General features: G+C 62.5%; 10 protein-coding genes. 2 read left to right on the forward strand and 8 right to left on the reverse strand.

The window, feature by feature from the left end; translation table 11 throughout:
- Positions 1-8: 8 nt before the first annotated feature.
- From urtE to urtA, 5 genes are all read right to left on the reverse strand, one after another.
- The gene (gene urtE, locus CQ041_RS22525; RefSeq protein WP_105523747.1) at positions 9-698 is read right to left on the reverse strand and encodes an urea ABC transporter ATP-binding subunit UrtE; all 690 of its coding nucleotides are present in this window, start codon (positions 696-698) and stop codon (positions 9-11) included.
- A gap of 10 nt (positions 699-708) precedes the next feature.
- Entirely contained in the window at positions 709-1467 is a 759-nt protein-coding gene (gene urtD, locus CQ041_RS22530; protein WP_105523748.1) for an urea ABC transporter ATP-binding protein UrtD, read from the reverse strand.
- Positions 1464-2615, reverse strand: coding sequence for an urea ABC transporter permease subunit UrtC (gene urtC, locus CQ041_RS22535; protein ID WP_105523749.1), 1152 nt, complete (start codon positions 2613-2615; stop codon positions 1464-1466). The genes urtD and urtC overlap by 4 nt, the downstream gene beginning before the upstream one ends.
- Positions 2616-2625: 10 nt before the next feature.
- Entirely contained in the window at positions 2626-3543 is a 918-nt protein-coding gene (gene urtB / locus CQ041_RS22540; protein ID WP_177429414.1) for an urea ABC transporter permease subunit UrtB, read from the reverse strand.
- A gap of 162 nt (positions 3544-3705) precedes the next feature.
- Positions 3706-4914 (reverse strand): urea ABC transporter substrate-binding protein, encoded by a 1209-nt coding sequence (gene urtA / locus CQ041_RS22545; RefSeq protein ID WP_105523750.1) that lies wholly within the window; start codon positions 4912-4914, stop codon positions 3706-3708.
- 312 nt (positions 4915-5226) lie between these two features.
- On the opposite strand from urtA, the gene CQ041_RS22550 reads away from it, so the two are divergent.
- Together CQ041_RS22550 and CQ041_RS22555 are read left to right on the forward strand one after the other, a co-directional pair.
- Positions 5227-8610: an ATP-binding protein gene (locus tag CQ041_RS22550; RefSeq protein WP_105523751.1), complete on the forward strand. Its 3384-nt coding sequence runs from the start codon at positions 5227-5229 to the stop codon at positions 8608-8610.
- A complete protein-coding gene (locus CQ041_RS22555; RefSeq protein ID WP_105523752.1) occupies positions 8585-9250 on the forward strand; it encodes a response regulator in 666 nt (221 codons plus the stop codon). The genes CQ041_RS22550 and CQ041_RS22555 overlap by 26 nt, the downstream gene beginning before the upstream one ends.
- 31 nt (positions 9251-9281) lie before the next feature.
- On the opposite strand, the gene nadE is transcribed toward CQ041_RS22555, so the two are convergent.
- From nadE to CQ041_RS22570, 3 genes are read right to left on the reverse strand one after another with little or no spacing between them, the layout of a single operon-like run.
- A complete protein-coding gene (gene nadE / locus CQ041_RS22560) occupies positions 9282-10091 on the reverse strand; it encodes an ammonia-dependent NAD(+) synthetase (protein WP_105523753.1) in 810 nt (269 codons plus the stop codon).
- Between the two features lies 1 nt (position 10092).
- Positions 10093-11310, reverse strand: a complete 1218-nt coding sequence (pncB, locus tag CQ041_RS22565) for a nicotinate phosphoribosyltransferase (RefSeq protein WP_105523754.1) — start codon at positions 11308-11310, stop codon at positions 10093-10095.
- Between the two features lie 11 nt (positions 11311-11321).
- Positions 11322-11969: an isochorismatase family protein gene (locus CQ041_RS22570; RefSeq protein ID WP_105523755.1), complete on the reverse strand. Its 648-nt coding sequence runs from the start codon at positions 11967-11969 to the stop codon at positions 11322-11324.
- Positions 11970-12093: the final 124 nt, after the last annotated feature.

The raw sequence follows: 12093 nt of genomic DNA on the forward strand, positions 1-12093 counted from the left end.
TTTCCCAGTCACACCGACAGATAGCGGCTGATCGTCGCCTCATCCACCCGGTCCCGGGTTTCCTCGATCACAAATCGCCCCTTCTCGATCACCAGGAACCGATCGGCGATTTCCAGCGTGAAGGACAGCACCTGCTCTGAGACGACGATGGTCAAGTCCCGCAGGGTGCGGATTTCTTTGAGCGTGCGGGCAATGTCCTTGATGATCGACGGCTGGATGCCTTCGGTGGGTTCGTCCAGCAGCAGCACCTTGGGGTTGGTGGCCAGCGCGCGGGCAATCGCCAATTGCTGTTGCTGGCCGCCGGAGAGGTTGCCGCCCTTGCGCGATTGCATGTCGTAGAGCACCGGGAACAGCGCGTACAAATCGTCGGGCACCTTGCCGCGTGCCGAGGCCGGCAGGCCGGTCTGGATGTTTTCCAGGACGCTCATGCTGGGAAAAATCATGCGGCCCTGGGGCACGTAGGCAATGCCCCGCTCCACCCGCTCATGGGTTTCCAGCGCCGAAACGTCCTGGCCATCCACACTCACCTGGCCGTGCCATTGCGGCAGGATGCCCATCAGGCTCTTGAACAGGGTGGTCTTGCCCATGCCATTGCGGCCCATCACCGCAACGATCTCGCGCTTGGCCACGTTGAGGTCCAGGTCGTGGAGAATCTGGCTCTGGCCGTAGCCGCAGGACAACTGGTCGATCTTGAACATGCCTGCTTCCTCAGTGGCCCAAATACACTTCAATGACTTTAGGATTGCTTTGCACCGACTCCATGCTGCCCTCGGCCAGCACCTTGCCCTGGTGCAGCACGGTGACCTTGTGGGCGATGCTTTTGACGAATTCCATGTCGTGCTCGATCACCAGCACCGAGCGCCCCTGGCTGATGCGGTTGAGCAACTCGGCGGTTTGCGCGCGCTCGTTGACGCTCATGCCGGCCACCGGCTCGTCCAGCATCAGCAGCTCCGGGTCTTGCATCAGCAGCATGCCGATCTCCAGCCACTGTTTTTGCCCGTGGGACAGCAAGTCGGCCTGTTGTTGCAGCAGGTCGCCGAGGAAGATCTCCCGTGCCACCGCCTCCACCCGTGCGATCACCTGGGCATTGCGTTTGAAGAACAGCGCACCCCATACCTTGCGGCCCGCGGGGTAGGACATCTCCAGGTTTTCGAATACGGTGAGGTTTTCGTAGATCGACGGGTTCTGGAACTTACGCCCTACACCGGCACGGACGATGTTGTACTCGCGCATCTTCGTCAGTTCCTGCCCGTCGAACTGGATGCTGCCGCTGGTGGCGCGAGTCTTGCCGCAGATCAGGTCGAGCACCGTGGTCTTGCCGGCACCGTTGGGGCCGATCACCACGCGCACTTCGTTGCGGTCGATATACAGGTTGAGGTTGTCGACAGCCTTGAAGCCGTCGAACGACACGGTGAGGCCTTCGATGGCCAGCACCGGTTTTTTCATTTCGAAGCCGACGGCGGTCATGGTTGAGTCTCCAGGATTTTAGTCTTGGCCTTTGCCTTGACCGGAGCGTTCACGACAGGCTGGCGCCGCAACAGTTTTGCCAACGCCTGGCGTCCATGGCTCTCCCACAAACCGGCAAGGCCGTTGGGGAAATACATGACCACCGCGATGAACAACCCGCCCATCAGGTACAGCCACAGCTCCGGGAAAGACTCGGAGAAATAGGTCTTGCCGTAGTTCACCAGCAACGCGCCATACACCGCGCCGAGCAGCGACATGCGCCCGCCCACCGCCGCGAAGATCACCATCTCGATGGACGGCACGATGCCCACGAACGACGGCGACATGAAGCCCACCTGCAAGGCGAACATCGCCCCGCCAATCGCGGAAAACGCCGCCGCCACGCAGAACACGAAGATCTTGAAACTGGCCACGTCATAGCCGGAGAACCGCACGCGCTCTTCCTTGTCACGCATGGCCATCAGCAAGCGGCCGAGCTTGGACGCGAGGATAAAGCGGCCAATGAAGATGCAGCCAAACAACAGGCCGGCGTTGATGAAGTACAGGATCAGCTTCGCGCTGTCGGTGCGCAGGTCCCAGCCCAGCAGGGTCCTGAGGTCGGTGATGCCGTTGACGCCGCCAGTGAGGCCTTGCTGGCCGACGATCAACACCGTGAGAATCAGCGCAATCGCCTGGGTGACGATGGAGAAATACACATCGCCCACGCGGCGCTTGAACAGCGCCATGCCGATGATGAATGCCAGCAGCACCGGCACGGCGATCACCGCCACCAGGGTGAAGCTGAAACTGTGGAAGGGCTGCCACAACAGCGGCAGCTCGGTGATCTGGTTCCAGTCCATGAAGTCCGGAATGCCCGGTGTGGATTGGATCTTGGTGCTCTGCGGGTCGGACGCTTCGAGCTTGAGGAACATCGCCATGCAGTAGCCGCCGACGCCGAAGAACACGCCCTGCCCCAGGCTGAGGATGCCGCCATAGCCCCAGCACAACACCAGGCCCACCGCGACGAACGCGTAGGTCAGGTACTTGCCCACCATGTTCAGGCGGAATGCATCCAGGGTCAGCGGGAATATCACCAGGATCAACAGCGCCAGCAAGACGATGCCGATCAGGTTTTGCTGGCCGCCCAGCAGCTTGTCTAAAGCCTTCATCCGGTCGCCTCTACTTGCGCACTTTGATGGAGAACAACCCTTGCGGGCGCAGCATCAGGATCAGAATCACCGAGGACAAGGTGAGCACCTTGGCCATCGAGCCACTGAGGAAAAACTCCGACAGCGATTGGGTCTGGGCGATCACGAACGCCGAGGCAATCGTGCCGAACAGGCTCTGCGCACCGCCAAACACCACCACCAGGAAGGTGTCGACGATGTATTGCGAACCCGCCGTCGGCCCAGTGGAGCCAATGGTGGTGAACGCCGCGCCAGCGACCCCGGCCACGCCACAGCCGAGGGCAAAGGTCATGCGGTCGACCTTGCGCGTATTGATGCCCACCGCGCGGCTCATCAGGCGGTTCTGCACGGTGGCGCGCACGTGCAGGCCCCAGCGCGAGCGGTAGAGCATCAGGAAGATCGCCGCTGTCAGCAGCAGGGTCAGGCCCATCATGAACAGGCCGTTGCGCGGAATCTCGATGGCGTCGGTGACGTTCACCGAGCCCATCAGCCAGGCCGGTGGCTCGGCGCTGACTTCACGGGCGCCGAACACCGAGCGGAAGGTTTGCTGCATCACCAGCGACAGGCCCCACGTGGCGAGCAAGGTGTCCAGGGGGCGCTTGTACAAGCGACTGATCATCGCCCACTCCACCAGCCAGCCGACGGCGCCGGCGACGAGGAATGACAGCGCGATGGCGAAGAAAAAGTAATAGGGTTGGAAGCTCGGCGCAAAGTGCGCGGTGAGGCTGGAACACACGTAGGTGGTGTAGGCGCCGATGGTCAGGAACTCACCGTGGGCCATGTTGATCACGCCCATCTGGCCAAAGATGATTGCCAACCCCAATGCCATCAGCAACAGCACGCAGAACACGGACAAACCGTTGAACCCCTGCATTGCCGCGATGGCTCCAAATTCCGATAGCCATTCCATGATGATGGTCTCCTACAGAGAGATGAAATGCGGCCCGCTTTTGCTCTGTGTGGGCGTGGGCTTGCCCCCGATAGCGGTGGGTCAGTCAACGGATGCCTTGCTGACGTACCGTCATCGGGGGCAAGCCCCCTCCCACATGTTGAAACCCAGTGTGCCCGGGGGTTACTGGTAACCCTTCGGAAACGGGTTCGGCTCGACCAGATCCGACTCGTAGATCACCTTGAACTGGCCGTCCGGCTGCACTTCACCGATGCGCGACTTGCTCCACAGGTGATGGTTCTCGTGGACCTTCACATAGCCTTCCGGCGCGGTTTTCAGCTCGATGCCCGGCGATGCCGCGACCACTTTGTCCACGTCGAAACTGCCAGCCTTCTCGACCGCCGCTTTCCACAGCCATGGACCGAGGTAGGCTGCCTGGGTCACGTCGCCGATCACTGCGTCCTTGCCGTACTTGGCCTTGAACGCCTCTACGAAGGCTTTGTTGTTGGGGTTGTCCAGGCTCTGGAAGTACTTCATGGAGGCATAGAAGCCGGCCATGTTCTCGCCACCGATGCCCAGCAGTTCGTCTTCGGTCACCGACAGGGTCAGCAGGGTCTGCTTGGCCGAGTTCACACCGGCGGCGTTGAGTTGTTTGTAAAAGGCCACGTTGGAGCCGCCCACGACAGCCGCGAAGACTACGTCAGGCTTCTTCAGCTTGACCTTGTTGATCAGCGAGCCGAACTGGGTGTTGCCCAGCGGGTAGTAGTCCTCGCCGACCACGGTGCCGTGCAACACGTTTTCGATGTGCTTGCGCGCGATCTTCATCGAGGTGCGCGGCCAGATGTAGTCCGAGCCCACCAGGTAGAAGGTCTTGGCGCCTTTGGTCTTGGCGATCCAATCGAGGCTGGCGAGGATCTGCTGGGTGGCTTCCTGGCCGGTGTAGATCACGTTTTTCGACTGTTCCAGGCCTTCGTAGAAGGTCGGGTAGTAGAGCAGGCCGTTTTCTTTTTCGAAGATCGGCAGCACGGCCTTGCGCGAGGCCGAGGTCCAGCAGCCGAAGACGGCGGCAACCTTGTCGTTGACCAGCAACTTCTTGGCTTTTTCGGCGAAGGTCGGCCAGTCGGAGGCGCCGTCTTCCTGGATCACTTTGATCTGGCGCCCCAAAATCCCGCCGGAGGCGTTGATCTGCTCGATGGCCAGGCGCTCGGCCTGGATCGAGCCGGTCTCGGAAATCGCCATGGTGCCCGTGGCCGAGTGCAACTGGCCGACGGTGACTTCGGTCGGGGTCACGGCCAGGCCCTCGTTATCGGCCAGCACGCCCTGGCTGAACAGCGCGGCGGCCAACAGTGACAGGGCCAACAGCGGTTTGGAGCGGATCAATCTTTGTGCCATGGGGCGACTCCTCTGCAATGAGGGGGCCAGCATGGCGGCAAGGGGTCAGCGCGGGTATACGCAGCCTGACGTAACGGCATACGTCATTTGACGTATGCCGCTGCGCACCATTTTCGCGCAGGATCGCGCTCCCCCAGACACTGGAGGTCCCTTGTGGGAGGGGCTTGCCCCCGATGGCGGTCCGTCAGCCGTACATCAAGTGACTGACCCACCGCCATCGTGGGCAAGCCCCCTCCCACATTTGGATCTCAGGGTGATCAAGGGCATGGAACTTGCTCACTCACATCCGCCATCCCTACGGAGCCTTCCACCGTGCACCCTCCTCCCGGCACCCAGCGCATCGTCAAGATCCGCCGCGACTACAACTCCTGGGTCGCCGACGAGACCATGGAAGACTACGCCCTGCGCTATACCCCCAAGTCGTTTCGCAAATGGTCGGAGCTGCGCATTGCCAACACTGCCCTAGCCGCCGTGTCGTTCCTCGCATTGGAAGCCATCGGCGGTGTGCTGGTCCTCAATTACGGTTTCACCAACACGTTGTGGGCGATCCTGGCCATCAGCCTGGTGATCTTCCTCACCGGCCTGCCCATCAGCTACTACGCGGCGCGCTACGGCGTGGACATGGATTTGCTCACCCGTGGCGCCGGCTTCGGCTACATCGGCTCGACCATTACCTCGCTGATCTACGCGAGTTTCACCTTCCTGTTCTTCGCCCTCGAAGCGGCGATCATGGCCCTGGCTCTGGAGCTGTACTTCCATATCCCGCTGGCCTTCGCTTATGTGATCTGCTCATTGCTGGTGATCCCGCTCGTGGCATATGGCGTCACGCTGATCAGCCGGCTGCAATTGTGGACACAACCGATCTGGTTGTTGTTGCTGGTGTTGCCCTATGGCTTCGTGGCCTGGAAAAACCCAGACGCCTTCAGCGACTGGACCAGCTTCGTGGGGCGCAGCGGCGACGGTGGCGAGTTCAACCTGCTGGCGTTCTGCGCGGCGTGCACGGTGGCCTTGTCGCTGGTGACCCAAATCGGCGAGCAAGTGGACTACCTGCGCTTCCTGCCGGAAAAGACCGCCGCCAACCGCAAGCGCTGGTGGGCCGCCCTGCTCTGCGCCGGCCCCGGCTGGATCATCCCCGGTGCCTTGAAGATGTTTGCCGGCGCCTTCCTGGCGTTTCTCGCCCTGCAACACGAAATCCCCATGGAACGGGCCGCCGAACCGACCCAGATGTACCTGGTGGCGTTCCGCTACGTGTTCAGCTCACCGGAATGGGCCCTCGGCGCCATGGTGCTGTTCGTGGTCATCTCGCAGATGAAGATCAACCTCACCAACGCCTACGCCGGCTCACTGGCCTGGTCGAACTTCTTTGCCCGCGTCACCCACAGCCACCCGGGCCGCGTGGTGTGGCTGGTGTTCAACGTAGCCATCGCGCTGATGCTGATGGAGCTGGGCGTCTTTGATGTGATCGACCAGGTGCTGGGGCTTTACGCCAATATCGCGATTGCCTGGATCGGCACGCTGGTGGCAGACCTGGTGATCAACAAGCCACTGGGATTGTCGCCCCGGCACATCGAGTTCAAGCGCGCACACCTTTATGACATCAACCCGGTGGGCGTCGGCTCGATGCTGATCGCGTCGTTGCTGTCGATCCTCGCCCATTTCGGCCTGTTTGGCGCGCTGGCACAGGCCGCACCGCCGCTCGTTGCGCTGGGTACGGCCTTGGTCATGGCACCGCTGCTGGCCAGGTTGACGCGGGGCAAGTACTACATCGCACGCACCAGCGACGCCCAACTGATCCACCCGGTAGTCCCCGACCACCTGGTGGTGTGCGGCCTGTGCAGCAACCCGTTCGAAACGGCGGACATGGCGTTCTGCCCGGCCTACAGCACGCCAATCTGTTCGTTGTGTTGTTCGCTGGACGCCCGCTGCGGTGATCGCTGCAAACCTCATGGGCGGTTGGTCAGTCAGTTCGAAGGCGTGCTGCGCTGGTTGCTGCCCAACACCCTGATGCCGCGCCTGCACACCCGGCTGGCGCATTACCTGGGTTTGTTGCTCGCGCTGGTGCTGATGCTCGCCGGCGCCCTGGCGCTGATCTATATGCAGGCGGCCCAGGGGCAACCCCACTCGGAAACCCTGTACCAGGCGTTTTTCAAGGCGTTCCTGACCCTCTGCGTACTGGCCGCCGTGCTCGCCTGGTGGGTGGTGCTGACCCGCGAAAGCCGCGGCGTGGCCCAGGAAGAATCCGACCGCCAGACCCTGCTGCTGATGCAGGAAATCGCCGCCCACAGCCTGACCGACCAGGCCCTGCAACAGGCCAAGGAGGCCTCGGAGGCCGCGAATGCCGCCAAGAGCCGCTACGTCACCGGGCTGTCCCACGAACTGCGCACGCCGCTCAACAGTATTCTCGGTTTCACCCAGATCCTGCAGCGCGACAGCGCCATGCCCGAGCAGCATCAAGACGCGCTGGCGACGATCTTGCGCAGCGGTTCGCACCTGGTGTCACTGATCGACGGCTTGCTGGATGTGGCCAAGATCGAAGCCGGCAAGTTACGCCTGGAACTCACCGAAATCCCCTTCCCCGAACTGCTCCACGACCTGGAGCAGATGTTCACGCCCCAGGCCCGGGACAAGGGCCTGCGCTTTCGCCTGGACTGCGTGGGCAAGATCCCCGCCGTGGTGCGCGGTGACGAGAAACGCGTGCGCCAGATCCTGATCAACCTGCTGGGCAACGCGGTGAACTTCACCGACAGCGGCGAGGTGCGCCTGCGGGTCAGTTACAGGCGCGAGACCGCCACCTTCGAGATCATCGACACCGGCATCGGCATCGACCCCGGGCAACTGGAGCGGATATTCCAGCCCTTCGAGCGCGGCGACCTGATGCGCCAGGACAACGGCGTCGGCCTCGGCCTGACCATCACGCGCATGCTCACTGCGCTGATGGGCGGCGAGCTGCGGGTCACCAGCGAGCTGGACAAGGGCACCTGCTTCCAGGTGCGACTGTTCCTCTCCCAGGTGCGCGCCCCCCAGGCCGTGGTGCATGTGGAGCACGACATCATCGGCTACGAAGGTACACGGCGGCGCATCCTGGTGGTGGACGACCACGTGGACCATCGCAAGGTGCTCAGCGGCATGCTCACGCCGTTGGGTTTCGAGGTGATCCAGGCGAGCAACGGCCAGGACGCGATTCGCCAGGTGGCGCTGCTGGCGCCGGACCTGATATTGATGGACCTGTCGATGCCCACGCTGGACGGCTACGAGACCAGCCGCTTGATCCGGCGCAATGCGCTGTCCACTGCGCCGATCATCGTGATCTCCGCCAACGCGTTCACCGACGACCGCGAGCGCAGCATTGCCGCTGCCTGCAATGACTACCTGGCCAAGCCGGTACGCACCCCGGAGCTGCTGGGCCGCGTGCATCAGCACCTGGGCCTGCAGTGGCTGCGCCGCACACAAACCCGCGTGCCACCGCCGCCGCCCAGCGTCGTGCCGAGCGCCGAGGACCTCGCGGAACTCGCCGAACTGAGCGCCATCGGCTATGTCCGTGGCTTGCACGCCAAACTCGACAGCATCCTCGAGCAGCAGCCCGACACCGCGCCGTTCATCGGCAAGGTGCGTGGGCTGCTCAAGAGCTTTCGCCTGGATGAACTCAACCGAACCCTCAAGGAGGCCGAAGATGAATGCACTCACCCGCAGCACTGAACCCGGCGTGGTGTTGATCGTGGACGATACCCCGGACAACCTGGCCATGCTCTCCGACGCCCTCGACGATGCCGGTTACATGGTGCTGGTAGCGCTGGACGGCCTCAGCGCATTGAACCGCGTGCAACGCCGGCGCCCGGACTTGATCCTGCTGGACGCCATGATGCCCGGCCTGGACGGCTTCGAAACCTGCCGTCGGCTCAAGGCACAGCCGGCCAGTGCGGACATCCCGGTGGTGTTCATGACCGGGCTCACCGATACGCGCCATGTGGTGCAGGGCTTCGAGGTGGGCGGCAGCGACTACGTGACCAAGCCGATCCAGACCGACGAAGTGCTGGCGCGGGTGGCGGCGCATTTGCGTACATCGCGGATCTTGCTGTCGGCGCGGGAGGCCAAGCAGCCGAGCGTGCTGACACTGGAGGATGAACCGGCGCAGCGCTTGTTGTCGGCGCGGTTTGCGTTGACCGAGCGCGAGGTGGAGGTATTGCGCTGGGTGGCGTGCGGGAAAACCAATCGGGACATTGGCGATATTCTCGGCTTGAGCCCGAGGACGGTGAACAAGCATTTGGAGCATGTGTATGTGAAGCTCGGCGTCGAGACCCGCACCGCCGCGACATCGGTCGCCCTTGCCGCAATCTGAAGCGGTGGGGGTGCGGGACAACGGATGTCTGTTAGCGCGGCGCGATGGGCAGCGCACGCTTGTGACCGGTCTTGGCGTATGCCCCTTCCACTATCGCCCTCACCCGCTCACTGACCGGTTCGCCCATCAGGTAGGCGTCGATCTCGGCATAGGTGCAACCATAGGCGTGCTCGTCCAACTTGCCCGGCGCCAATTCTTCCAGGTCGGCAGTCGGGTGTTTGTGCACAAGATCGTCCGGCGCGCCGAGGGCAGCCGCCAGCAGCCGCACCTGGGTCTTGGTCAGGCCCGACAGCGGTGCCAGGTCGCAGGCGCCGTCACCAAACTTGGTGAAAAACCCCATCAACGCCTCGGCACCGTGGTCAGTGCCCACCACTAGACCATTGTGCAGGTTGGCCACAGCGTACTGCGCGATCATCCGCGTGCGCGCCTTGACGTTGCCCTTGATGAAGTCGACATGGGCGGCACCGGCCTCGGTGGCGGTGAGGCTGGCCATCAGGCCGTCGACGCTGGCGGCGATGTCGAGGGTGTCGGTCTGGTCCGGGGTGATGAAGGCCAGGGAGGCCTGGGCGTCACGCTCGTCGGCCTGGGTCTTGTAGGGCAGGCGCATGGCGATGAAGCGCGCGGCGTAGTGTTCGTCGCGCAGTTGCTCCACGGCCAGTTGGCACAGGCGGCCCGCCGTCAGGGAGTCGACCCCGCCACTGATGCCCAGCACCAGGGCCGTGCAGCCTGAGCCACGCAAGGTGGTCTTGATGAAATCGATGCGCCGTTGAATCTCCGTGGCCTCACCGCCTTTAACGAGTTGCCGATCGATGTTCAGTTCCTGGGCGATACGTGCTTGCATGTCACACCTCCCTACTGCCGACATTGAAGACTTGAGCGGCGTACTGCAAAAACGAGGCGTCTTCGCAGACATTCTTGATCGGGTCATCGGAGAATTTCACCACCGGCTCACCGTGCACCCGCACCAGTTTCATCACGATGCTCAGCGGCTCCACGCCCTCCACATCGCAGGCCAGGCTGGTGCCCATGCCGAATCCGAACCTGGCCTTGCCGCGCACGTGCCGCAGGATCGGCAGGCATTTTTCGAAGTTCAGGCCATCGGAGAACATCAGGTCTTTGGTCATCGGGTCGATGCCCAGTTGCTGGTAGCGGGCCAGCACCTTGTCGGCCCAGGCGATGGGGTCGCCGGAGTCCTGGCGCAGGCCGTCATACAGTTTGGCGAAGTACAGGTCGAAGTCCTTGAGGAAAAAGTCGGTGCTGATGCAGTCGGTCAAGGCAATGCCAAGTCGCCCGCGGTATTCACGCACCCAGTTCTCCAGGGCGGCGTTCTGGCTCTCGCGCAGGCGCCCCAGTTGCTGGTGAACCATCAGCCATTGGTGGGCCATGGTGCCGATCAGCGGCAAGTCGAACTCATAGGCCAGGTGCGCGTTGCTGGTGCCGACGAACTGGCCGGGGAAGTCGCGGCGCATGATGTCGATCACTTCGCGCTGGGCCTTGAAGGACAGGCGCCGACGGGTGGAAAAATCCGACACCCGCAGGTCGGCCAGTTCTTCTCGGCTGAGGTTTTTTTCCAGCCAGTCAAACTTCTGGTAGAGCTTGCGGGTGACGTCTTCGAGGGTCACGTCGGGGTATTTGTCGCGGTTGCGCAACTCGCTCACCAGCGCCAGCACCGGCTGTTCGAACATGATGCAGTGCAGCATCGGGCCGACCACGCGGATGTTCAGCTGACCGTCGATTTCGCTGACATGGATGTAGCGCAGGTTGAAGCGGAACAACCCGAGGAAGCGCTCGTAGTCCGGGGTGAGGTATTCGCGAAAACGCGGGTTGAACAGAAAACGCAGCTCGCCTTCACGCATGTGCAGGCCGGCGAGCTTTTCAAGTTCGTCGCGCAGTTGCGGAATCAGGTGGCCGAGCTTTTCTTTCGAGCGGACGATGAAGTTGTACTCCACATCGACGTTGGGGTGCTGGTGCAGCACGGCCTGCATCATGGTGAAGGTGTAGTAGTCGGTATCGAGCAGGCCCTGGATCACCGGGGCGTCGAAGTCGTAGGCACTTTCCATGGGGTGTCTCCTTAACGCGCGGCCATCGCGGCCAGTTCTTCGCGGGTGCGGCTGATGGCGGCACCGGCCTCGAGCAAATCCTTCACCGCCTGGATGCCACCCTCTTCGGTAATGCCTCGGCAGGCTGGCAGGTGCAGCACCACGTCGAAACCGGCCTTGAGCAGTTGCAGCGCGGTGGTCTTGACGCAGTAGTCCAGGGCCAGGCCGCCGACGATCACCCGAACAACCCCATGGGCGTTCAGGTACTCGATGACACCGGTGGACAGCTTGTCGTGAAGGTCGTGGAAGCAGGCGCCGTAGGGGTGCAGGTCGGGTTCGACGCCTTTCCAGATGAAGTAATCGTAGTCGTAGGGCGTGGGCAGCTCATCCAGCAGCGTGAAACCCTCAGTACCCGGCACGCAGTGGCTGACCCACGTGACATCCGCATGTTCCAGGCCAGTGGGCTGGAGCATCTCGCTGTGTTGCGCCACCACCCAGGGTGCCTGGGGCGTGTGGGCGTCCTTGCTGCCGACACGGTGGCCGGCCAGGCTGGCCATATAGTTGAGTTCGGCGCCGATCTGGTCACCGCCAACCACCGGCAATTCATTCGGGCAGAGCGGCGTGAAACTCTTCTGGGCATCGACGTCGAAGGAAGCAATGGCAGTGTTCGCAAGGGTCATGGCGGTTCTCCTGTGGCCTGACAACAAAAGTACACGTCATGTACTTTCATTGCAACAAACATTTAGTTCTCTATCCTTGTGCCAGTACATGACATATCTGTTCGATCCGTTAGACTATGCCCCG

The sequence above is a fragment of the Pseudomonas sp. MYb60 genome (assembly GCF_002979555.1).
Classification (GTDB): Bacteria; Pseudomonadota; Gammaproteobacteria; order Pseudomonadales; family Pseudomonadaceae; genus Aquipseudomonas.

Excerpts from the sequence above, each read along its gene's own strand:
- urtE (WP_105523747.1), bottom strand. The coding sequence starts at position 698 with ATGTTCAAGATCGACCAGTTGTCCTGCGGCTACGGCCAGAGCCAGATT.
- urtD (WP_105523748.1), bottom strand. The coding sequence starts at position 1,467 with ATGACCGCCGTCGGCTTCGAAATGAAAAAACCGGTGCTGGCCATCGAA.
- urtC (WP_105523749.1), bottom strand. The coding sequence starts at position 2,615 with ATGAAGGCTTTAGACAAGCTGCTGGGCGGCCAGCAAAACCTGATCGGC.
- urtB (WP_177429414.1), bottom strand. The coding sequence starts at position 3,543 with ATGGAATGGCTATCGGAATTTGGAGCCATCGCGGCAATGCAGGGGTTC.
- urtA (WP_105523750.1), bottom strand. The coding sequence starts at position 4,914 with ATGGCACAAAGATTGATCCGCTCCAAACCGCTGTTGGCCCTGTCACTG.
- CQ041_RS22555 (WP_105523752.1), top strand. The coding sequence starts at position 8,585 with ATGAATGCACTCACCCGCAGCACTGAACCCGGCGTGGTGTTGATCGTG.
- nadE (WP_105523753.1), bottom strand. The coding sequence starts at position 10,091 with ATGCAAGCACGTATCGCCCAGGAACTGAACATCGATCGGCAACTCGTT.
- pncB (WP_105523754.1), bottom strand. The coding sequence starts at position 11,310 with ATGGAAAGTGCCTACGACTTCGACGCCCCGGTGATCCAGGGCCTGCTC.
- CQ041_RS22570 (WP_105523755.1), bottom strand. The coding sequence starts at position 11,969 with ATGACCCTTGCGAACACTGCCATTGCTTCCTTCGACGTCGATGCCCAG.